Annotated in this window: 20 protein-coding genes and 1 pseudogene; 13 read left to right on the forward strand and 8 right to left on the reverse strand. The window is 33.3% G+C overall.

The window, feature by feature from the left end:
* Positions 1 to 60: 60 nt before the first annotated feature.
* Positions 61 to 2,100: an ATP-dependent helicase gene (locus DQN38_RS04735; protein ID WP_011732017.1), complete on the reverse strand. Its 2,040-nt coding sequence runs from the start codon at positions 2,098 to 2,100 to the stop codon at positions 61 to 63.
* Positions 2,101 to 2,248: 148 nt separating this feature from the next.
* On the opposite strand from DQN38_RS04735, the gene DQN38_RS04745 reads away from it, so the two are divergent.
* Entirely contained in the window at positions 2,249 to 3,589 is a 1,341-nt protein-coding gene (locus tag DQN38_RS04745; protein ID WP_231944611.1) for a hypothetical protein, read from the forward strand.
* Between the two features lie 66 nt (positions 3,590 to 3,655).
* Here the strand turns inward: DQN38_RS04745 and fumC are convergent, their stop codons facing one another.
* On the reverse strand, positions 3,656 to 5,053 hold the full coding sequence (gene fumC / locus DQN38_RS04750; RefSeq protein WP_111738197.1) for a class II fumarate hydratase: 1,398 nt from the start codon (positions 5,051 to 5,053) through the stop codon (positions 3,656 to 3,658).
* A gap of 174 nt (positions 5,054 to 5,227) precedes the next feature.
* On the opposite strand from fumC, the gene DQN38_RS04755 reads away from it, so the two are divergent.
* From DQN38_RS04755 to DQN38_RS04765, 3 genes are read left to right on the forward strand one after another with little or no spacing between them, the layout of a single operon-like run.
* Positions 5,228 to 7,849, forward strand: a complete 2,622-nt coding sequence (locus DQN38_RS04755; RefSeq protein ID WP_111738198.1) for a valine--tRNA ligase — start codon at positions 5,228 to 5,230, stop codon at positions 7,847 to 7,849.
* Entirely contained in the window at positions 7,846 to 8,814 is a 969-nt protein-coding gene (locus tag DQN38_RS04760) for a methionine ABC transporter ATP-binding protein (protein WP_065844235.1), read from the forward strand. Before DQN38_RS04755 ends, DQN38_RS04760 begins: the two co-directional genes overlap by 4 nt.
* A complete protein-coding gene (locus DQN38_RS04765; protein ID WP_002849515.1) occupies positions 8,811 to 9,452 on the forward strand; it encodes a methionine ABC transporter permease in 642 nt (213 codons plus the stop codon). The genes DQN38_RS04760 and DQN38_RS04765 overlap by 4 nt, the downstream gene beginning before the upstream one ends.
* A 58-nt stretch (positions 9,453 to 9,510) precedes the next feature.
* Here DQN38_RS04765 and thiD read toward each other — a convergent pair whose 3' ends face one another.
* Positions 9,511 to 10,302 (reverse strand): bifunctional hydroxymethylpyrimidine kinase/phosphomethylpyrimidine kinase, encoded by a 792-nt coding sequence (gene thiD / locus DQN38_RS04770; RefSeq protein WP_002849517.1) that lies wholly within the window; start codon positions 10,300 to 10,302, stop codon positions 9,511 to 9,513.
* Between the two features lie 287 nt (positions 10,303 to 10,589).
* Between thiD and DQN38_RS04775 the strand changes: the two genes are divergently transcribed.
* The 7 genes and pseudogenes from DQN38_RS04775 (at position 10,590) to DQN38_RS09275 (ending at position 15,567) form a co-directional block, all read left to right on the forward strand.
* On the forward strand, positions 10,590 to 11,363 hold the full coding sequence (locus DQN38_RS04775) for a MetQ/NlpA family ABC transporter substrate-binding protein (RefSeq protein WP_038453479.1): 774 nt from the start codon (positions 10,590 to 10,592) through the stop codon (positions 11,361 to 11,363).
* A gap of 96 nt (positions 11,364 to 11,459) precedes the next feature.
* Positions 11,460 to 11,651: a 50S ribosomal protein L28 gene (gene rpmB / locus DQN38_RS04780; RefSeq protein WP_002849521.1), complete on the forward strand. Its 192-nt coding sequence runs from the start codon at positions 11,460 to 11,462 to the stop codon at positions 11,649 to 11,651.
* Positions 11,652 to 11,670: 19 nt separating this feature from the next.
* Entirely contained in the window at positions 11,671 to 12,801 is a 1,131-nt protein-coding gene (locus DQN38_RS04785) for a potassium channel family protein (protein ID WP_011732024.1), read from the forward strand.
* Positions 12,794 to 13,981 carry a bifunctional glutamate N-acetyltransferase/amino-acid acetyltransferase ArgJ gene (gene argJ / locus DQN38_RS04790; RefSeq protein WP_111738199.1) on the forward strand — a complete coding sequence of 396 codons (1,188 nt, stop codon included), beginning with the start codon at positions 12,794 to 12,796 and terminating at the stop codon, positions 13,979 to 13,981. The genes DQN38_RS04785 and argJ overlap by 8 nt, the downstream gene beginning before the upstream one ends.
* 61 nt (positions 13,982 to 14,042) lie before the next feature.
* Complete coding sequence (locus DQN38_RS04795) at positions 14,043 to 14,270, forward strand: HP1242/YdcH family protein (protein WP_002849526.1); 228 nt, start codon at positions 14,043 to 14,045, stop codon at positions 14,268 to 14,270.
* 592 nt (positions 14,271 to 14,862) lie between these two features.
* Positions 14,863 to 15,150 (forward strand): annotated as a pseudogene (locus tag DQN38_RS09270) (methyl-accepting chemotaxis protein); the annotation flags it as partial.
* A gap of 66 nt (positions 15,151 to 15,216) precedes the next feature.
* Complete coding sequence (locus DQN38_RS09275) at positions 15,217 to 15,567, forward strand: CZB domain-containing protein (protein WP_225893285.1); 351 nt, start codon at positions 15,217 to 15,219, stop codon at positions 15,565 to 15,567.
* Between the two features lie 25 nt (positions 15,568 to 15,592).
* Here DQN38_RS09275 and trmA read toward each other — a convergent pair whose 3' ends face one another.
* From trmA to DQN38_RS04820, 4 genes are read right to left on the reverse strand one after another with little or no spacing between them, the layout of a single operon-like run.
* A complete protein-coding gene (gene trmA / locus DQN38_RS04805) occupies positions 15,593 to 16,696 on the reverse strand; it encodes a tRNA (uridine(54)-C5)-methyltransferase TrmA (protein WP_065843799.1) in 1,104 nt (367 codons plus the stop codon).
* Positions 16,697 to 16,698: 2 nt separating this feature from the next.
* Positions 16,699 to 17,445: an SDR family NAD(P)-dependent oxidoreductase gene (locus DQN38_RS04810; RefSeq protein WP_065843800.1), complete on the reverse strand. Its 747-nt coding sequence runs from the start codon at positions 17,443 to 17,445 to the stop codon at positions 16,699 to 16,701.
* The gene (locus tag DQN38_RS04815; protein ID WP_002849531.1) at positions 17,442 to 18,551 is read right to left on the reverse strand and encodes an ankyrin repeat domain-containing protein; all 1,110 of its coding nucleotides are present in this window, start codon (positions 18,549 to 18,551) and stop codon (positions 17,442 to 17,444) included. The genes DQN38_RS04810 and DQN38_RS04815 overlap by 4 nt, the downstream gene beginning before the upstream one ends.
* Before the next feature lie 2 nt (positions 18,552 to 18,553).
* Positions 18,554 to 19,981: a COG3400 family protein gene (locus DQN38_RS04820; RefSeq protein ID WP_011732027.1), complete on the reverse strand. Its 1,428-nt coding sequence runs from the start codon at positions 19,979 to 19,981 to the stop codon at positions 18,554 to 18,556.
* 37 nt (positions 19,982 to 20,018) lie between these two features.
* On the opposite strand from DQN38_RS04820, the gene tgt reads away from it, so the two are divergent.
* A complete protein-coding gene (gene tgt / locus DQN38_RS04825) occupies positions 20,019 to 21,143 on the forward strand; it encodes a tRNA guanosine(34) transglycosylase Tgt (protein WP_002849532.1) in 1,125 nt (374 codons plus the stop codon).
* Entirely contained in the window at positions 21,140 to 21,871 is a 732-nt protein-coding gene (locus DQN38_RS04830) for a CorA family divalent cation transporter (RefSeq protein WP_002849533.1), read from the forward strand. Before tgt ends, DQN38_RS04830 begins: the two co-directional genes overlap by 4 nt.
* Before the next feature lie 59 nt (positions 21,872 to 21,930).
* On the opposite strand, the gene DQN38_RS04835 is transcribed toward DQN38_RS04830, so the two are convergent.
* Positions 21,931 to 23,319 (reverse strand): replicative DNA helicase, encoded by a 1,389-nt coding sequence (locus DQN38_RS04835; RefSeq protein ID WP_024305236.1) that lies wholly within the window; start codon positions 23,317 to 23,319, stop codon positions 21,931 to 21,933.
* Position 23,320 lies beyond the last annotated feature (1 nt).

Here is a 23,320-nt window from a genome sequence, read left to right on the forward strand (position 1 = left end):
AAACTTTGCCGGCTAAACTCTGTTGGCAAAGCTATTTTTTTATACTTTTGTTACTAAATATTAAATTCCAAAACGTTTCACCATCCCGGCTTCTTCTAAAAAACAGCTTGGCTTGTAGTCTATTTTTCTGATTTTGTCGTACTTTGCATAGCTTAGATATAGCTCATCTTTGGCCCTAGTAACCGCAACATAAAAAAGTCTTCTTTCTTCTTCAAGACTCCCGCCCATCCCCATAAGTTTTAAATTTGGAAAACGATTTTGAGCTAGATCTACTACAAAAACCAAGCTAAACTCAAGACCTTTGCTAGCATGCACTGTTAATAAACTTACGCCCTCACCTTCACTCATTTCAGTTCTTCCAAGAGTTAAAAAATTGTAAAATACATCACAGTAATTATGACGTTTGCTCATCTCTAAAAGCACTTTTGATTTTGCATAAATTCTATCCTTTGCTTCATCTTTTAAATTTGCATCGACATTTCCGTTTTTTAAAGTAGCTCTTTTAGTAGCTAAAAAATCAACAATAATAGAATACACTCCTGAGTTTATCACCGAATTAACCACTTCGTATGAATTTGTTTTTCCTTGTATCTGCATCAATAATTTATAAAGTTCGTATAAAAAAATCGCTCCGTTGGTATTTAAATTCGAGTAATTCAAAACCGGATTTTCCATAAATTCTTTACTTAGACCAAGACTAGTAAATCTAGCGCTATCCATAAACTCACTAAAATCATCAAAAAGTCCTAGCTGATGATTCTTTTTTGAACGTTCAAAAACCTTAACTGATTTATCCGGATTTAAAAGACCTTTTACAATGCTCCTATCACCCAAAGCCAAAAGAGTATCAAATATCTCCTTTGCAGAGGCGTTTCCGACTCCCCTAGCATATTCAAAAACATGGATAAACGCCATAATATCTTTTGGATTTATATAAATTCCGATCAAATCTATAAGTGCTTTTATCTCGCGTGATTCAAAAAAGCTAACGCCGCCTTTTCTTTTACAACTAATTCCTTGCTCTTTCAAAGCGACTTCAAGTCCGTCCGCGCTCGAATTATTGCGAAAAATTATCGCGATATCGTCTTTTTTATAATGAGAATTTAAAATAATCTCAGATATATTTTCATACTGCAAAAACAACTCATCATAAATGAGCAAACTTGGAGATTTGAAATTTCCGATTCTGCTAACCGTAAGCTCTTTTGGATATAGTCTAGGATTTTGCGCTATTACTTTATTTGCCAAAGATAATATCTTTGCGCTACTTCTATAATTTACATTTAAAGAATAAACTTTCGCATCTTTATATCTCTGAGTGAAACTTCCTATTATATCAATATTTGCACCATTAAAAGCATAAATACTCTGATCAAAGTCTCCCACGCAAAATAAGCTTTTTGCATTAAAAGAATCTATAAGAGAGCCTTGAAGCGAGTTTGTATCTTGATACTCATCTACTAAAATTTCATCATAAAATACCTTTGCGCCCTTTTTTAGCTCGTTTCTCATTTTAATAAGCAAATCATTAAAATCCGCATAATTAAAACGTGATTTTTGCTCCTCAAATTCTCTTAAAATATCCTCATAAACCTCAGCATAAACAGTTTGATCGCTATAATTTTCACTAAACCACTGGGCAAAACTTTCATCATTCACACATGAATTGCAAAAAAGAGAATAAACATCATAAAGATATGCGCCGCTGTAAGCTTTTACTTCACCTATCCTATGAAATTCGCGTCTTTCTACCAAGCTTTTTAAAAGAGTTTTCAGCTCGCTTGGTTGTTTTAAGATAACGCCTTTATTTAACTTTTTTAAAAGCGAATTTGAAACAGAATGAAAAGTCCCTGCCATGATAGAACCGACCGTTTTTGCACTAAAATAATTTGATAATCTATCTATCATTTCACTTGCGGCTTTATTTGTAAAAGTAAGTAGCAGTATCCGCTCTGGTTTCATACCTAAATTTAAAAGATGAGCTATGCGAGCCACAATCGTACTAGTTTTTCCGGTGCCTGCGCTAGCTATTACTAGATTATACCCCGTTGGAGCGGTTGCGGCTGTGTATTGTTCGCGGTTTAGTTTGCTAAGCGCCATTTTATTCCTTAAATTTCAAAAGTAGCAATTGTATCAAACTAGTTCTTAAATTTCAGTCAAAGAGATAGAAAATACAGCACCCAACTAATCAAATTTAAATAAATTATGATATCCTTGATTTTTTTATTTAAATTTATAAAGGAGAAAAATGCATTACTTTGTCTATCCAAATGGCGGACACTCTCATATACTAGCTTATAATCTAAACTTACTAGGTCATACATGCTCGTTTTTAGACGATTTTAAAACCGGTGCTAAGCTAGAAGAAAACTTAGAAAAAATAGTAGGGGGGGGTACGGCGGTTCTTTTAGCCACGGATACTTGCACTTATAAGTCTAGAGAAATAAGAGCTAAACTTATATCTAATCTAGAAAATCTAAATTTAATCTGGGCTGACGGATTTGAATTTATAGCTGAAGATTTACTTAAATTTGAGAATATAAATTTAAAAAACAGCATTGCCATTCTCACTTACGGTATCTATGGAAATAGACATTTTGGCGATATTTTCGATATTCTTATAAAAAACAATCAAAATCTTTTTATAGTAAATACAACAATAGAAAATTATGAAAAAGATAGAAATTTTATGGGATTAAAAAATATCTTGATACCTATGAATTGCTTAAAATATTACAATTTCAAGGTTCTACTTTCTAGTGTAAATATTAGCTATCAAGGTGAGTGTTTTGCGCATCAAAATACATTTGCCATGGTATTTTCTCATCATATGACCATGTTAAGAAGCTATCTTATAGCACATAAATTTTGCGATATAACAAAAAAAGAGAGCATAGATACTTTTGGAACGGCTATAGGGTGTTACTATATAGCTGCTATGAAAAGCGATGAGATCTATTTTAACGCTTTAAATAGCAAGGCTAAACTCTTAAAGCTAGGTTATCCAAATATCGATAAGCAGATTAAAAATTATACTCCAAAAAAGCCGCAAAAATCTGTCTTAGTAATGTTTCATCATTTTAAATCGTACAAAAAGGTTATGGAAGCTATCGATAAACTTCTAAATTTAAAATATGAAATAATTTTTAGACCAAATCCTCACTTTCACAACCAAAAAGAAAATGTAGAAATAACTAAGTTTTTTCAAGGCAAAAAAGGATTTGTCTATGACGACTCCCCAAAGCTTACGAATGAAACTCTGCAAAAAGCTATTTGTTCTATAGGGGACTACTCTTCTACGATTTTTAGCTTTCCGCTTACTACACTTAAGCCTTGCATGCTATTTTACCCATCTGATATTATGGGAGATGATTTTGAAAAAGAGAATATAAACGGCAAGATGCTAAGTTTTGCAGATGAAAACTTGCATATTATTTCTAGGAGTGTTGATGAATTAGTAAATCATATAGAAAATTTAAATTTAAAAGAGTGGAACGATAAAATACTTAAATATAGAAATGAAGAAATATATAATCTTGGAAACTCAAGTCAGGTTATTTCAGATCTAATTATGCAAAAAGCTAAATAGATAAAAAAGATATTAGGACGTTAAGCTCGATTAATTCTGAGCTTAACATAAATGTTACTTATAATATTACTTCTTAGGAGCAGTCATATCTTCAGGTTTTACCCACTCATCAAACTGAGCAGCTGTTAGAAGACCTAAATTTATAGCTTCTTCTTTTAAAGTCGTACCGTGCTTATGAGCAGTTTTTGCTATTTTTGCCGCATTTTCATATCCGATATGCGGATTTAGCGCAGTTACTAGCATAAGGCTTTCATGAAGAAGTTTATCTATTTTGGCTTCATTTGCAGTGATTCCTAAAGCGCAATGATCGTTGAAGCTAACCATAGCGTCGCTTAAAAGACGAATACTCTCAAGCAAGTTATGAGTAAGTACAGGTTTAAATACGTTTAGCTCAAAGTTACCTTGAGACGCAGCCATCGCAACGCTTACGTGATTTCCTGCTACTTGGACGGCTACCATGGTTACGGCTTCGCATTGAGTAGGATTTACTTTACCTGGCATGATAGAGCTTCCGGGTTCGTTTTCAGGGATATTTATCTCACCGATACCGCATCTTGGACCGCTTGCTAACCAACGAACGTCATTTGCTATTTTCATTAAATTTGATGCAAGTCCGTTTAATGCACCGCTTAAGAAAACTTCTGCATCATGACTTGTTAAGCCGTGGAACTTGTTTGGATGAGATTTGAACTTAAACTCTGTTTTTGTTAAATCGTTCAAAACTTCGCTCACCATAGGACTAAAATCAGGATGAGAATTTAGACCCGTACCAACAGCAGTTCCGCCGATAGCAAGCTCTTCTAAAAACGGAAGAGTAGCTAAAACTTGAGCTTTGCTAGCTTTTAACATATGAGCATATCCACTAAACTCTTGACCTAAAGTTAAAGGAGTAGCGTCTTGTAAGTGAGTTCTACCGATCTTTACGATATTTTTGAACTCTCTACTTTTTGCCTCAAGTGTAGCTAAAAGTTTATCGATCGCCGGAAAAAGTTGTTTTTGCAGCTCTAAAACAAAGGCGATTCTCATAGCTGTCGGATAGGTATCGTTTGAACTTTGACCTTTATTTACGTCGTCGTTTGGATGAACTAATTTTTTTGTTCTAAAATCCTCGCCTAAAAGCTCGGTAGAGCGATTAGCGATAACTTCATTTAAATTCATATTTGACTGAGTTCCGCTTCCTGTTTGCCATACTACAAGAGGAAAATTTCCATCTAGTTTGCCGCTTAATATCTCGTCGCAAGCTTCTCCGATAGCTTTTGTTTTTGAGTCGTCTAAGCGACCTAATTTATTATTTACGATAGCGCAAGCTTTTTTAAGATAAGCAAAACCTTCTATAACCTCGCTTGGCATAGTTCCTTTGCCGATTTTAAAGTTCTCCAAACTTCTTTCTGTTTGAGCGCCCCAGTACTTGTCGTTTGGAACTTTGATCTCACCCATTGTGTCTTTTTCGATACGATACTCCATAACTATTCCTTTCAATTTTTGGATTTTCTCAAGTATTATATCATTTAAAATTTATAAATATCTTGAAATTTACTAGATAATATATACAAAAGTTATAAACAGTAAATACTATTAAACGATACTTTAGTTAAATTTAGATAAAATCTAGCATTTTTTAAATTTAAAGGTAAATTTATGGCTGAGTTTTATAATCCAAAAGAAATTGAAGAAAAATTCTATAAAATTTGGGAAGATCGCGGGTATTTCGAGATAGACGGAAACAAAGCTATCTTAGAAAAAGATAAGAAATTTTGTATAATGATGCCACCGCCAAACGTAACTGGAGTACTTCATATAGGACATGCGCTTACATTTACTTTACAAGATATAATGACAAGATATAAAAGAATGGACGGATACAAAGCGCTTTGGCAACCCGGACTTGACCACGCAGGTATCGCCACTCAAAACGTCGTAGAAAAACAACTTTTAGCAAACGGAGTTACAAAAGAACAGATTGGACGCGAAGAATTCCTTAAAAAAACCTGGGAATGGAAAGAAAAAAGTGGCGGAAGTATAGTTCATCAAATGCGTCGTCTTGGTATAACTCCTGCTTGGAGCAGAGAGCGCTTTACTATGGACGCGGGACTTAAAAACGCCGTAAGAAAAGCTTTCGTAAATTTATATAATAAAGGCTTGATAGTTCGCGGAAATTATATGGTAAATTGGTGTACTCACGATGGCGCACTTAGCGACGTAGAAGTCGAACACAAAGCAAATAAGGGCAAACTTTATCATATAAAATATCCTATAGTTAATAGCAATAAATTTGTAATAGTCGCAACGACTAGACCAGAAACGTACTTTGGCGATACCGCCGTAATGGTTAATCCAAAAGATGAGAGATATAAGGGTCTTGTAGGCAAATTCGTCACTCTTCCTATCATTGATCGCCGCATAAAAATCATAGCCGATGATCACGTAGATATGGACTTTGGAACAGGCATAGTTAAAGTCACTCCAGCTCACGATACAAATGACTATGAAGTCGGTAACAGACACGGCTTGGAGTTCATAACTGTATTTGATGAAAAAGGCATATTAAATGAGCAGTGCGGTGAGTTTGAAGGACTTGAAAGACTTGAAGCAAGAGATAAAGTAGTAGCTAAACTAGAGTCTTTGGGCTTTATAGAAAAGATAGAAGACTATGAAAATCAAGTCGGATACTGCTATCGCTGCAAAAACGTAGTAGAACCATACATATCAAAACAATGGTTTGTAAAATCAGATATCGCAAACGAGGCGATACAAAATGTAAATGATGGCGGAGCGGAGTTTTTCCCGTCTCATTGGATAAATAGCTTTAATGCATGGATGAGAGAGCTAAAAGACTGGTGCATCTCAAGGCAACTGTGGTGGGGGCATCAAATTCCCGTATTTTACTGTGAATGCGGACATGAGTGGGCAGACGAAAACGAAAAACCAATAAAATGCCCAAAATGCGGCGGAAATAAATTTACTCAAGATCCAGACGTTCTTGATACGTGGTTTAGTTCAGGACTTTGGCCTATCTCGACACTTGGATGGGGAAACGCGGACGAGCTGAAAAATGAGAAATGGTTTGAGAGAGATTTGAGTGAATTTTATCCAAACACTATGCTTATAACAGGATTTGATATACTATTTTTCTGGGTCGCTAGAATGATGTTTCAATGCGGGAATGCAGTGGGCGAGCTTCCATTTAAAGATATCTATCTTCACGCTCTTGTCAAAGATAAAGACGGTAAAAAGATGAGTAAAAGTAGCGGAAACGTGATAGATCCGCTTACCAAAATAGACGAATACTCAGCCGATATCTTGCGTTTTACGCTCACTTTGCTTTGCGTGCAAGGTCGTGATATCAGACTTAGCGAAGAAAAAATGGTATTAGTAAGAAACTTCACGAACAAGCTTTATAACGCAAGTAAATTCCTACTTCTAAACGCGGGCAATTTTCCTGATTTTGATGAAAATAGTATAAAAACAGATCTTGGTAGATATATGCTAAGCCGATTTAAAAGCTGCGTAAATTTAGTAAGATCAAATTTAGACGCATATAGGTTTAACGACGCGGCAAACGATATATATAAATTCCTTTGGGACGAGTTTTGCGACTGGGGAATCGAGCTATCAAAAGTAGATAAAAGTAGCGTGATAGAGCTAGGAATGATATTTAAAGAGAGCATGAAACTACTAAGTCCATTTATGCCGTTCATCAGCGAGTATTTGTATCACGAATTAAGCGGTACGAACTTAGAAAATTCCGGATCTATAATGGTGATGAAATACCCTAAAATCAGCACTCCAGATCAAAAAATAGTCGAAACTTGGAGCGCAGTCATAGAAGCTATAGTAAGTTTAAGGCGCGCAAAAGCGACTATAGATCAAGGCAACGCAAAAGTAAAAAAAGCTTATATTAAATTTAATAATAAAATAGATATAAACGGAGTTACGAACTACATAAAACTACTTGCAAAATGCGAAGAGATAGAGCTAACAGATGAGATAGTACCGAACTCAGCCAGAGACGTAAGCGAAAACCTTGAGAGCTTTGTGCCACTTGATGGTGTAGATACCGCTCCTATCATCGCTAGACTCAGTTCGCAAAAAGCAAAGCTTGAAAAAGAGATAGCTAAACTAGAAGGTATGCTAAATAATGAAAAATTCGTAGCCAACGCTCCAGAGACCGTCTTAAGCGCCAACCGCGAAGGATTAACAACGGCAAAAGATAAATTTGAAAAAGTAATGAGCGAACTTAAAACCTTAGGCGTAATATGATACAAATAACAAATTTAAAAAAATACTACGGTAAAAATCTTATCATAAATGATGTTTCATGCAAAATCAAAGCCGGTGAAATTTTTGCTATAGTTGGACACAGCGGCGCCGGAAAAAGCACTCTGCTTCGCTGCATCAATGGACTTGAGAGCTATCAAAGCGGAAGTTTAAAAGTAGATAACAAAGAAGTTTCAAACTTAAACGAAAATGAGCTTAGAGAGTTAAGACGGAATATAGGCATGATATTTCAACATTTTGCTCTTATGAGCAGAAAAACGGTATTTGAAAATATAGCCACTCCGCTTAAATTTTGGAAATACGATAAAGAATATATCCAAAAAAGAGTTCATGAACTTTTAGAGCTTGTAGGGCTAAGCGATAAAGCAAACAACTATCCAAACTCGCTAAGCGGAGGTCAAAAACAACGAGTTGCGATAGCTAGAGCTCTAGCATTAAAACCAAAAATTTTGCTTAGCGATGAGGCTACAAGTGCGCTTGATCCAAATACTACAAATCAAATTTTAACTCTTTTAAGACAAATAAATGAAACCTTAGGTATAACTATAGTTTTAGTTACTCACGAAATGGAAGTTGTAAAGAGCATATCAAACCGCGCTATTTTACTTGAACAAGGTATCATAACAAATCAAGGTAACATAATCGACCTATTTTTGAAACCGGATGAAAATATGAAAAAATTCTTAGGAGCAGAGGAAATTTTACCTACAACCGGAGTTAATATCAGACTATTTTTTCCGCCTAAAGTCGCTTTTAACAGCGTTATAACATCAATGGCTAGAGAACTTAATATAGACTTCAACATAGTATGGGGAAAACTAGAAAGATTGGGCAATAACGTGCTTGGAAGTCTTGTTATAAACGTAGATCCAAAAGATGAAATAAAAGTAGAAGAATTTATAAAAAAATCAGGCGTGTTATACGAGATAGTAAAGGAGCAAAAATGATACCAAAACTTCTTTTAGAAGCGACTATAGATACACTTTATATGACTTTTATATCTACGTTTTTAGCTTTCATGATCGGTTTGGGGCTTGCTATTATATTGGTTTTGACAAAACCAAACGGTCTTAAACCAAATAAAGGGATTTATAACACATTGGATTTAATAGTAAATGTGCTTAGAAGTTTTCCGTTTATAATACTCATTATAGTGCTTTTTCCTCTTACTAAATTTATAGTAGGCACTAGCATAGGAACAAGTGCGGCTATCGTTCCTCTTACTATCGGTTCGGCTCCGTTTATAGCGCGTCTTATAGAAAACGCTATGAATGAAGTGGATTATGGCGTCATAGAGGCTGCTCTTAGCTATGGTGCAAACAAAACTCAAATCTTATTTAAAATTATGTTTATAGAAGCACTTCCTAGCATTATAAACGCTATAACTCTAACTCTTATAGTAGTGATTGGATTTACCGCAATGGCCGGAGCCGTTGGCGGAGGCGGGCTTGGGGACGTGGCGATGAGATACGGTTTTCAAAGATTTCGTCCAGATATCATGGCGTATACGGTAATCATCTTGATAGTCTTAGTTCAAGTTATCCAGATGATAGGAAACCTACTCTATAAAATCACTAAGAAATAAATTTATACGAAAATTTTGAATATATTTTCAAATAATATCTAGCTCATTTCGAGCTAGATCAAAAAATCTCAGGTATCCTGAAATAATGATCTATCGCGCCATTACCGTTGCCTATTTTTAAGTCCCCTTTTAAAGCAGTTGTGACGAATTTTTTGGCGCTTTTGACTGCATAATACATATCTTTATTTGCTCCTAAAGCACATGCTATAGCACTTGAAAGAGTGCAACCAGTACCGTGAGTATCGTTTGTATGAACTCTTTCTTCGCTTAGCACCTCAAATTTGCCGTTGTAATACAAAACATCGCTTGCATCATCTCTTAGATGCCCGCCTTTTACTAAAACCGCTCCGCCTGTAAGTTGTGATATCTTTAAAGCAGCTTCTTTCATATGATGTATGCCTATTATCTTTATATCGCTTAAAATCTCGGCTTCGGCTATATTTGGCGTTATAATGTCGGCTAGACAAAACAGCTCGCTTATAGCATCTTCTATGGCGCTATCTTGCATTAATTTACCACCGCTAGTAGCTACCATAACCGGATCTATAACTATATTTTTAGCGTTATACTCTTTTAATTTTGCTGCTATAGCTTTTATTATATATGAGTTTGATACCATACCGATTTTAACTGCATTTGGAACGATATCTTTAAAACAAGCGTCTATTTGAGCTTTAACAAACTCACTAGGAGCTTCATGAACACCATAAACACCCATTGTATTTTGTGCAGTAAGAGCTGTGATAACGCTCATTGCATACATTTTATGAGCAGTTATAGTTTTGATGTCTGCTTGTATGCCAGCTCCTCCACTGCAATCAGAACCTGCTATGGTTAAAATTTTTTGCACTTTATTTCCTTGTTTTTTAATATTATTATATCAGCTTAGAGTTAAATTATCCTATTTTTATGAAAATAAAATAATTTGATAAATATTTTCTAAATTTAAAATCGTTTTTACAACTAAATTTTATCTGAAAATATATAAATATATTTAATAGATATATAAATTTATATTCCCTTTTTTAGGCAATTAAATATAAAATTTAGTAAAAATTTAAAAAATTATATCAAAGCACTTGATTTACATAACTATTTTTTAGTATAATACCGCCAAATTTAAAAAAGGGAGACGAAATGAAAAAATTAACTATCGCAGCGCTACTTGCTTCTAGCCTTATAAGCGCAGCATTTGGAGAAGTTATCAAAGTCGGAGCTACTCCAGTTCCTCACGCAGAGATCTTAGAGTTTATAAAGCCTGAGCTAAAAAAAGCAGGATATGATCTTGAAATTAAAGTATTCAATGATTATGTAATTCCAAATCTAGCGGTTGAAGACGGTGATTTGGATGCAAACTTTTTTCAACATATACCGTATTTAAATGAGTTTAATGCAAACAAAGGCACTCATTTAGTAAAAACAGTAGGCGTACATCTTGAGCCGATGGGAGTTTATAGTAAAAAACTAAAATCTCTTAAAGATCTAAAAGACGGTGCTATAGTAAGTATACCAAATGATCCTACAAACGAAAGTCGCGCTCTTGATGTTTTAGTAAATGCTAAACTTATAGAAGTAGATTTGAGCGCTAAATTAAGAACTCCGCTTGATATAACTAAAAATCCTAAAAATCTTAAATTTAAAGAGATCGAAGCCGCCACTCTTCCAAGAACTTTAGATGATGTTGATATAGCCGTTATAAATACGAATTTCGCTATGAACGCAAATTTAAATCCTACAAAAGATGCGCTTCTTATAGAAAGTAAAGAGAGTCCGTATGTTAATATAGTAGTTGTTAAAGACGGAAATCAAAATAGCAAAAAAATAAAAGCACTTGATAATGCTATCAACACAGACTCAGTTAAAAAATTTATATCTGATAATTATAAAGGCGCTGTAGTTCCTGCGTTTTAATTTCTAAAATTTGGGCTTATGATGCCCAAATTTAAGCTAAATTTACAATTATTTTAGATATAATCAGCCCAAATTTTTGTTTGTAAGGAAAAAAATATGTCAAAAAGATGTGCAATAACAGGAAAAGGACCTATGGTTGGAAACAACGTAAGTCACGCTAATAATAGAACAAAAAGAAGATTTATGCCAAACCTTCGTACGGTTCGTGTTATGCTTGAAGATGGTACAACAAGAAAAATCAGAGTTGCAGCTTCTACTTTAAGAACAATGAAAAAACAATCACACTAATACATAAAAAGAGGAATTAATGTCTTTACTACAAAAGATTAAAAAATTCCTCAATTGGACTGATGAGTCCAAACCAGAATACGATCTAAATACAGAACTTTACCAGCAGTTAAAATCATTTAGACTTCCTTTGATATCCGTTGTTCTTATGATGCTATTTGGAGCTTTAGGATATGTTTTTATCGATGGATTCACTTTAATAGACGGTATTTATCAAGCCGGTATGACCTTTACGACTGTTGGTTTTACCGAAGTTGCGCCTATTAGTCCATCAGGGAGACTTTTTACTATAACTTTTATTCTCATGGGATTTGGAGTTTTTACATTTTCTATGGGTCTTTTTATAGAAGTACTTAAAAAAGGTGCTTTAACGAAGGTTTTAAAGGAGAGAAATATGATATATAAAATAGCCAGACTCAAAAACCACTTTGTGATTTGCTATCACAATATCTATACTATAGAACTCACAAGACAATTTAGAGAAAATCATATACCGTTTGTTGTGGTAGATAATAGAGAAGATCTTCCTAGTCTAGCTGAAATATATAAATATCCGTATTACATAGTAGATGAGCCGCACACGCAAAACGCTATGTTAAAAACTCACCTCTCAAGCGCAAAAGGACTTATAACTTTAAGTTCAAATATCGCTGACAATATAGCTCTTATAGCAACCGTTAGACTGTATGAAAAAGAGCTTGGTAGAATAAAACCATACTTTATAATGACAAATTCAGATAATGACGATGACACGCAAAAACTAAAAAAACTAGGTGCAAACTCGGTAGTATCTCCATCAAAATTAGTCGCGCAACGACTTTCGGCTATGAGCGTACGACCGGATATGGAAAATATGCTAGAGCAATTTTTATATAAAAAAGATTCGCCGATCGATATAGAGGAGATAAAAGTTCCTGATCTATCTTGGCTAAGATTCAAAAGATTAAAAGAAACTCATTTGCGAGATATCACAAACGCCGATGTAGTAGGTATCAGAGATCAAAATAATAAATTTACTCCTATGCCAAAAGGCGATACTCTTATAGGAACAGGCTCAAGACTGCTAGTTATAGGAACTGCCGAGAGTATAAGAGCTACTAAAAAACTCATTTTCAGTAAACACAAACCGGAGGAATTTAAATATGTTTAATCTTATAAGCCTGAAAAATGGACTTGAGAATGTTGAAGGGTTTTATTTCGGCGGAGTAAATGCCGGATTTAAGACAAACGGAGATAATGATCTAGGCTTCATAAGAAGCGATGAGCCGGTAATGGTTTCAGCTATATTTACTTCAAACAAATTTCAAGCAGCTCCGATAAAGCATTTTAAAAAATACGGTAAAAACTTCAAAACAAACTTTGTTTTATTAAATTCAAAAAATGCAAACGCAATGACCGGAAAAGCCGGTATAGATGATATAGATGATATATTTAAAGAACTTGGTAAGAAGCTAAATTTGATAAATCCTATCATGAGTTCAACCGGAGTTATCGGATATCGTCTTAAAAAAGACAAAATAATAGAAGCCGCAAACAAATTTGATCTTATCTCACGCAATTCTGACGCAACAGCTCAAGCGATTATGACAACAGATAGCTTTAAAAAAGAGATAGCTTTTAGAATTGAACTTGAAGATGGCAAAAGCTTTAACATAGCTTGTATCTGCAAAGGTGCAGGTATGATAAATCCAGCATTTGCGACGATGTTATGCTTTATCTTAACAGATGCAAATATACCGCAAAAAGATATGGATGAACTTTTAAAAAGCTGCGTAGAAGAGAGCTTCAATGCGATAAGCGTAGATGGCGACACCAGCACCAATGATACTTTAATGCTTTTAAGCTCACAAAAAAGCGGAGTTTATGACAAAGATGCTTTTAAATTTGCACTTGAAACTATCACAAAAACTATGGCTTTAAATTTAGTAAAAGATGGGGAAGGAAGTACAAAAGTAGTAGCATTTGAAGTAAATGGAGCAAAAAACTATGATGAAGCGCAAAAGGCAGCAAAGGCTTTGTCGAATTCTCTTTTAGTAAAAACAGCAATTTTTGGAGAAGATCCAAACTGGGGTAGAATAGCTTCAACCATAGGAGCTAGCGGCGTAGAATGTGATGAAGAAAAGTTAATTATATATTATGACGATGTGCTTGTATTCGACAAAAATAATCCCGAATTAGATCAAGAAAGAGAGATAAAAGCTCATAATGTTATGAAAAAAAACAGCTATAAAATAAGCTGTTTTTTGGGTATAGCAGACGCTAAATTTACGGCTTACGGATGCGATTTAGGACACACGTATGTTAAAATAAACGCGGATTACCGTTCATAAATGAGTTTTAAGTAAGCAAATGATACAATGCTAAGATATTATTATTTTTAAAGGAGAGAATATGCTACACGAATACAGAGATTTAATCACGGAACTAAAAGGTAAAAATGCAAGATTTGATAGCGTTTTTGACAAACACAATGAACTTGACCAAAGAATATCAGATATAGAAGAAGGCAGAGAATACGCCGATCCTTATGAATTAGAAACTCTTAAAAAAGAAAAATTAAGATTAAAAGATGAAGCTTATAATATCTTAATGGAATATAAAAAATCTAAATCAAACTAACTAAACACTTTTCTACGAGTTTGAGTGTTACTCAAACTCAATTCTATACTCACCCCTTATCTTTTTATTTTGTTTAAGTATTATTTAATCAAAATTTTTATATTATTGTATTCATAAAGTTTGATAATTATTCTATATAAATAATTATTAGCATAGAATATTAAGTAAAAGTAAGGTATGAAAAAAAAGGGGGTAAAAAGTGTTTGGTTCATCAAATAATGTAAACAAACAGTACGAATTAAAAATAGATGCTCTTAAAAAAGAGCTGGAAAATAAGACAAAAGAAAATGAAGATCTAAAAACGGAGATTCAAGGACTAAAAGAAAAAATAGAAAAATCGCAAGATTGTGATACTATATCTTCTATGGCGCATGTTATGGTGGATGGTATTAAAAATAGCGCTAAAAATATACAAAGCGGAATAGAAAGAAATCTCGAATTATCGCATAACTGTATCACAACTATAGATGAAAATATACAAAATATCGGAGAGCTTTCTCAAACTAGCAATAGATTAATAGAATCCCTAAACGAAATAACAAACTCATCAAATAGATCACGCGCAACAGCGGAAAATCTACATAAAAGCGTTGATGAGATCACAAACGTGATAAATTTGATCAAAGACATATCAGATCAAACAAATCTTCTTGCTCTAAATGCAGCTATAGAAGCAGCAAGAGCCGGTGAGCACGGACGTGGATTTGCGGTTGTTGCAGATGAAGTAAGAAAACTAGCTGAGCGTACTCAAAAAGCAACCGCTGAAGTAGAGATGAACATAAACTTACTAAAACAAAATGCTAGCGACATGTTTGCTCAAAGCGAAGAAGTTGAAAATATATCTATAGAGTCAAACAAACACGTAGAAGGTTTTATATCTAAATTTAAAGACCTTGTAGATAGAACAAAACACATCGAAAACAATGCTCAAGCCATATCATATGATATTTTCGTATCTTTAGTTAAACTAGATCACGTTGTATTTAAAGTAGGCGGATATGGCAATGTTCTAACAAAAAATTACGAAAAACTAGCAGATCACACATCATGTCGTCTAGGAAAATGGTACGAATCAAGAGGCAAAGATATATTTGAAGATACTGTTGAGTTCGCTCAAATACTTGATCCGCATAAAACAATCCACGAATATGTAAATAAAGCTATCGATCTAGCTAGCAAACATGCAAATCCTATGGATATTATAGAAAAATTCAAATACGCAGAAGAGCAATCAATAAATTTATTTAATATATTTAATAATATGGTTACTGCTAAAGTACGTAAAATAGATAAATAAATCTGGAAGCCAGTTTAAATGGCTTCTAATATTTTTTTAAAACTACTGCGCATTCGATGTGATTTGTATGAACAAACTGATCAAAAATAGCAAATTTATCTACACTATGCGTTTTGCAAAGTAGTTTTAAATTCTCTTTTAGGGTCAACGGATTACAAGATATATAAATTATATTTTCGTAATTTCGTATGAAATCTAACACGCTTTTATCGCATCCTGCTCGCGGCGGATCTACTAAAATATGACTAAATTCATAACTTCTTAAATCTATATCTTGTAATCTACGAAAATCTCTTTTAAAGAGAAAAGCTTCCATAAGTTCTTCGGCACTTAATCTTGTAAATTTGATATTATCTACACCGTTTAACTCGCAATTTTTTAAAGCACTGTTAATAGAAGCTTTGCTTATCTCCGTAGCCAAAACTTTGTTAAATTTAAAACTAAGAGGAATGGTAAAATTTCCGTGTCCGCAGTAAAGCTCAAGGAGATCTTTACAATCCGTAGTATGGTCTAAAACCCATGAAATCATATTTTCATTTATATTTCTATTTGGCTGGATAAAAGCAGCGTCTCCAAAAACATAATGATAACTTTTACCGTTTATAAATAATTTTTCATTTAAACTTGAACTTCCAAATACAAGTTTTTTACCTTTGCTTCTTGCTATCAAACCGACTTTAAGCTTACTTTGCAACCAAGTAAGCTCTTGAATTATAGTAGATGCGTCTTTGTGATAAAGTAAAATAATCAAAATTTCATCTCTTGTAGTTATGAACTCAACCCCAAAAATCTTTGCTTTTAAATTTTGATTTTCTTTTAACAAATCCAACAAAACCGGCATGATGACGGATATTTTCTCATCGACTATAGAACATTTATCTATCTTTAAATAGCCGCCATCGGCTCTTCTCATTGTATAACTAAGACTATTATCATCGTGATATAAGCCAAACTCCGCCCTACTTCTAAATTTAGAAATCGGTGATCTGAAAAATATAATTTCGCCATTGTGAAAATCTTTAAAATACTCTTTTATAAAATTCTTTTTAAAATCAATCTGCTCACTATAAGGCATATCCAAAGTACAACTTCCGCAATGTTTTAAGTACTCACAGCTATTTTCTTGCAAACTTACTCTTTTTCAAAGAAAAATCCAGCCCAACTCTGAGTAGTAGGCATTACTTCAAGCGTATTTATATTTACATGTTTTGGTAAATTAATGCAATCAAGAACTATTTTAGCGATATCTTCAGCTTTCAAATACTGCGTAGAGTTATAAACACTGTCGCTTTTATCTTCATCACCTTTAAATCTAACAACGCTAAACTCAGTTTTTGCGATACCAGGAGCTATTTCTGTAACTCGTATGTTGCTGCCTTTTACGTCATTTCTAAGATTTAAACTAAACTGTTTTACGAATGCTTTTGTGGCTCCATAAACATTAGCGCCCGGATACGGCCATGCTCCAGCTACCGAACCAAGATTAAAGATATATCCGCTTTTTCTCCTATTCATTATAGGTAAAACGGCTTTTGTAGCGTATAATAAGCCTTTTATATTTGTATCTATCATAGTTTCAAAATCGTCCAAATTTGCTTCTAAAACTCTTTCTTGACCAAGAGCAAGACCTGCATTATTAACCAATATTTCTATATCTCTAAATTGCTCAGGAAGTTCATCTATAGCTTTAAAAATAGCATTTTTATCTCTTATATCGGCATTGATTATATGTACGTTTTTCAGCTCTTTTTTGAGATTTTCTAGTCTATCAAGTCTTCTTGCTAGAAGTATGAGTTTATATCCCTCGCTTGCCAAAACTCTAGCGACTGCCTCTCCAAAACCGGACGTTGCTCCGGTTATAAAAGCTGTATTTTTCATATTTCACCTTCTAAATTTGATTTTAATTGCAAACTTTCTAAAAACATTATATTTTCTTTATTTTTGCTCCAAATAGCGTAATCAAGGGCATTATATCCCATATCGTCTATATCATCTATATTAGCTCCATTTTTTATAAGCAGATCTAGCACTTCAGGAACGCTATGAAATGCAGCATGCATAAAAACGGTTCTTGAAGTATGTTCTAAAGCACAAAGATTTTGATAAAACGGGATATTTCTAAATCCAGATGCTATAGCGTCTTTTCCTGATTTGTTTATATATTTATGATTTGTATTAGCTCCATTTTCTACCAAAAATTTGATTAAATCGATATCTCCAAAATCAATCGCATAAAATAGCGCAGTTTTTCCGAATGAATTTTCATAATTTATATTTGCTCCATGTTTTATCAACAATTCAACATTTTTCATATTTTTTAGAGCAAAAAACAGAGCTGATTCATCACCTCCATTTATGCTAGCACCAAAATCTATAAGAGTTTGCAATATATCTTCATTTTGATTATATAGCAAAGCAATATTTAATAAATTTGTTATCTCATTTCTAGTAGGTTTATTAGTATAAATAAGAGATATAAATTCCTCTTTATTTAAATTTGGATTCGTAGCCATTCTCTCTAAAGTACTTAGCTTGTACGCCTTTTCATAATTTCCCACGGCCATATATAAAAATTCATTTGCTAAACGAATAGCAAAAAATATAGCTCTTTGCTTGCTAAATCCAAATTTAGTTATATAATAATCCGTTAATTTAGGAATTAACTTTGTATATGCGTCATTAAAATCATTAAAAAGGATGAAATTGCTTATACTTCTAACAGCCCAAAAACGAAAATACTCCCTATCTTTTGACGTAGCCTCTTCATAATCTTGCTTATTTGGAAGTTGTTTTTCATATTTTATAGGATCATTAAGACCGAGAGTTATTATCTCGTTTAAATTTACAAAATACTCATCGCCGCTAGAACCGCATATATGAGTATTTCCTCTTACTTCAAGACTTAATTTATATATATCTTTTACTATATCATTTTCATTTGCAAATAAACAAGTAGAAAAAATTATAAAAAATAAAAATCTCATATTTACTCCCTAATTTTATCATTTTGCGGTATAAACATCTGATAATTCTTATCAAGAATATAATGCAATCTATCTGTATCTTTTGAAAAAATAGACAAAAACCCATCGTCTAAAATTTTTTGACTAAAAGATAAAAATTGCAAAACATCACTTCTTTTTCTAAGTTTTAAAAGAGGATTTCCGATATCTTTTATTATATTAACATTTTTATTAAATAGTTTTGAAAGACTCTCGAAATGTTCAATTAAACCACTGTCATCTCCACTAAATTTAGAATTAAAATGATAAAAATCGATATTAAAATCTAGTTGCTTACAACAGTCCATTATGACACTAGACTGTCTTTCTGCATCCTCTTCATTTCCCACTATAACTCCGTTTTTTATGGTACAAAATCCCGCATTGCCTATTTTTAGCAGGGGCAACTTTACGGAGTAAAATAGCTCTTTTTTTCTTTTAAACGTCTTTGTATCCGTGATAATAAGTCCGATATCGAACTCGCCCATATTGGATTTGGTTATATTTATCCCGAAACTAAAATAATCAATTATAACGTAAACGCTATTTGTAGCAAGATTTTTGATCTTATTAAACATATTAGAAAGTGTTGGATTTATAACTTTTATAAATAATTTTTTGCTATTTAGCTTAGAATGAATCAGCAAAGAGTCTTTTATGAGACTATCCATCTCGTCATCGCTCATATTTTTCATATCTAAAATTAGATATATATTGTTTCCAAACGGATTTGGAAACTGTCCGGGCTCTTTTTTTACCGCTCTAAATACGCTTTGCAAAACGCGCGGTTCTCCGACTATAAGAAGTACGTCATTTGGCAAAATTATTGTATCCGGAGCAGCTATAATGTAGTTTTGATGCCGATAAATCATTGCTATTTTCCACTTTTTTTTACGGATATTTCCTACGTGACGATATACATAACTGCTTCCTATAGGTACTTTTACCTCCATTATCTCGCCGATACCAAGACCGATATTATCGGCAATGACAGGAACATCCGGTAAAAAATCCATAAATCTCGAGCTTAAAATTTTCCTAGCATCTATAAGTTTTAGCCTATGATCGCTCTTGAACTCCTCATCAAATCCCCATAAATCCATTATGTCTATCTCGATTTTGGAATTTATTTTTTTCAAATTTTCATAAACGGATTTACTGTCAAACTCACTTTGCATAATTACCATAGCTTTTTCATAACTATCTTTCATATGCAACTTAAGCTTTGAAAAACTAGTCGGATCAAAGCTATAAAAATTAAAATTTTCAAAATTTACGTCTGTTTTTGGCAAAGTTTCTTCATTATAAGTTATAATCGTATAGTTGTGAAGGCTATTAAATTTAGTGTTAAAAAGCCTTTCTAAGAAATGTTTTGCTAAAATACCATCCGCAATTATCAAGATATTTTTCATAAAATCTCCAAAATTTAAAAAAGGAATTGTATCATAAATGAATTTTAAAATAGATAAAACAGACGGCAACGCCAGAGCTTGCACTTTGCAAACAGCTCATTCGACGATCCAAACTCCTATTTTTATGCCTGTCGGAACACTTGGAGCGGTTAAAAGCTTGGATGCCATAGATTTAAAAGAAATTTTAGATGCAAAAATAATACTAGCAAACACCTATCATTTATATTTACGGCCAACAAGTAAGGTTGTAAGGGAGTTTGGCGGATTGCACGGTTTTAGTAAATTTGATAGAAGTTTTTTAACAGACAGCGGTGGATTTCAAGCATTTTCACTATCAAAAATTTCAAAACCGGATGAAAACGGGATCAAATTTAAAAGCCATATAGATGGCAGTATGCACTATTTTACACCTAAAAGTGTACTTGATACTCAGTATGATTTGAGTAGCGATATCATGATGATACTTGATGATCTTGTAGCGCTCCCTGCTACTAAAGAAAGAATTGATCTCAGCATAAAAAGGACGATAAACTGGGCGAAAATAGCGTGTGAATATCACAAATCAAACAAACAAAAAAGCGTGGGGATAGATCAAAATATCTTTGGGATCATTCAAGGCGGAACCGACTATAATGCGCGCAAACTCTGCGCCGAGGCACTTTGCGAGATGGAGTTTGACGGACTTGCTATAGGCGGACTAAGCGTCGGAGAGAGCAATGAAGAGATGTATGACACGGTTGAAGCCCTTATGCCATTCATAGACAAAAATCGCCCGCGCTACTTAATGGGCGTGGGAACTCCTGAGGATTTAGTACAAAACGTGGAGCGAGGCGTAGATATGTTTGATTGCGTTATGCCCACTAGAAACGCGCGTAACGGTACTCTTTTTACTAGTTTCGGGAAGATAAACATAAAATCCGCAGCGTTTATAAAAGACGATAACAAGATCGATCCTGAATGCGACTGCTATACTTGCTCTAACTTTAGCCGCGGATACTTAAATCACCTTTATAAAGCTAGAGAACTTACGTTTTTTAGGCTTGCAAGTCTTCATAATCTGCATTATTATCTAAATTTAGTAAAACAGATGAGAGAAGCGATAATGCAAGGTAAATTTAAAGAATTTAAAAGAGAATTCTACGCAAAAAGAGGCATGATATGATAAATGACGAACATAGAAAAAAGCTAGAAAAAGCATCTAGTAGAAGCGGATATTTCAGTGGGGAAGGCTACAAACTGCTTATTATAAGCACGGATTTTCATAGTCAAAATGCGGGATTTGTATTTTTAGGAGATGAGATATTTGAAAAAAACGGCAAAGAGTTTATAAAAGTTGATTTTGCTAAATTTGAAACAGCGGTAAAAAGCGCTATAAACTATTTTAGAACAAATCTTGATAAGTATGAAGAAGAAGTTTTAAGTACTGAAAATCTAATATATAAAAATAAATTTGATAGCAATTTTTTAGAAAAATACTTTAAATTAAAGCATAATTTTTCTATTTTTACGATATTGCATCAATATTTTATGATAGCTTTAAACGAATTTGTAGATGAATTTATAAATTATAAAAAAGAGTTTAAAAACGATATACAATCGTTAAAAAGGATAGACAAGATCATAGATGATACCGCTTCAAGATTGGCTATAACTTTTAGTTATTATAATTCATTAAAAGATAAAAAACATAATAAAAATTTATATATTTTAACAGTTATCTCGGCATTTTTTCTACCGTTAAATTTAATAACAGGGTTTTTCGGAATGAACACCGGGGATATGTTTTTAAGTGGTAAATACGGTACTACAATAGTTCTTTTATCTATTATATTTATAATTATAACGGCGATTTTTTATATAATACAAACTCAAAAAAATCACAAAATTTAAATAAAACGAGATAAATTTAAAACCGCTAAAAGAACCAAAAGCGGTTTTATTGTTTTTTACTATCCATTAAACTCTACGCTCATACTAGGAGCTGAAAAACTCTTATCGACAAAACGAGTAAATTCTTTTTGAAATATCACATCAACGGTACCGGTTGGTCCGTTTCTATTTTTCCCAATGATAATCTCAGCATTTTCTTCTATCTTATTTGGAACAAATTTTCTCACATACTCTTTCCCATCAAGCTTTGCTTTTTGCTCCCTTTCTTTCTCTTCTTGCTCCATATAAACATCATTTCTATAAACAAATAAAATAGTATCGGCGTCTTGCTCTATGGCTCCTGATTCTCTTAAATCACTTAACATCGGTCTTTTATTTGCTCTTGCTTCTAAACTTCTGTTTAGCTGAGATAAAGCAATTACCGGAAGATTTAACTCACGAGCTAAAAGCTTTAAGCCTCTAGAAATCTCGGCTATTTGTAGATGTCTATCAGTGTAAGCCGAAGAATTTGTCATCAAACCGATATAATCAATCACGCAAAGTTTGATTTCGGGATGAGACGCTTTTAGTTTTCTCATCTGAGTTCTTACTTGATGAATGGTCACATTTCCGCTATCATAAACAAACAGTTTTTTTCTAGACATCTCGTCGCAAGCATCGCTTAGCCTAGAGATTTCATCATTATCCATATCCGCAGTCATTAAATTTTGAAGCGGAATTGAAGTTTTAGCACTAAGAAGCCTTAACATAAGCTGAGTTGCCGGCATTTCTAAAGAGAAAAATACAACGCCCAAATCTTGATTTAACACTTTTTGCACAAGATTTAATACAAAAGTAGTCTTTCCCATTCCAGGACGTGCAGCTATAATAACCAAATCACCGTCTTTAAAGCCTTTTGTTTTCTCATTTAATACCTTAAATCCGGTATCAATCCCGACTATATCACGATCAATTAGATTTTTTTGTTTTTCCAACTCTTTGATAACATCGGTAATAATCTCTTTACTTTCTTTAATAATTCCGTTATTTGAATTATCCACAAGCGAGTAAATTTCACCGCTTATATCATCTACCATATCACGACTTGCTTTATCTTCATTTACTTTATTAGGAATTTTATGCGCTACATTAATCAAAGATCTCTTTATAGACTTCTCTTTTAGCTCCGTAGCATATTTTTTTATATCCAATATAGAATTTGTTGTAATAATCTCGGTAAAAACAGTATCATCAAAATTATTTGCAAGTCGTTTTTTAACAAATGCCATATCAACCGGTTCATCATGATTTAAACATTCTATCATAGCGCCGTAAACATCAGCGTGACCTTTTAAATAAAAATCACTAGGATTTATAAGATCATAAATCTCGCCAAGATTATCCTCACTAAATAAAATCGCACTTAAAATCGATCTTTCCATATCAAGATCGTATAAATTTTGTCCTATT

Source organism: Campylobacter fetus subsp. fetus (assembly GCF_900475935.1).
Lineage (GTDB): Bacteria > Campylobacterota > Campylobacteria > Campylobacterales > Campylobacteraceae > Campylobacter > Campylobacter fetus.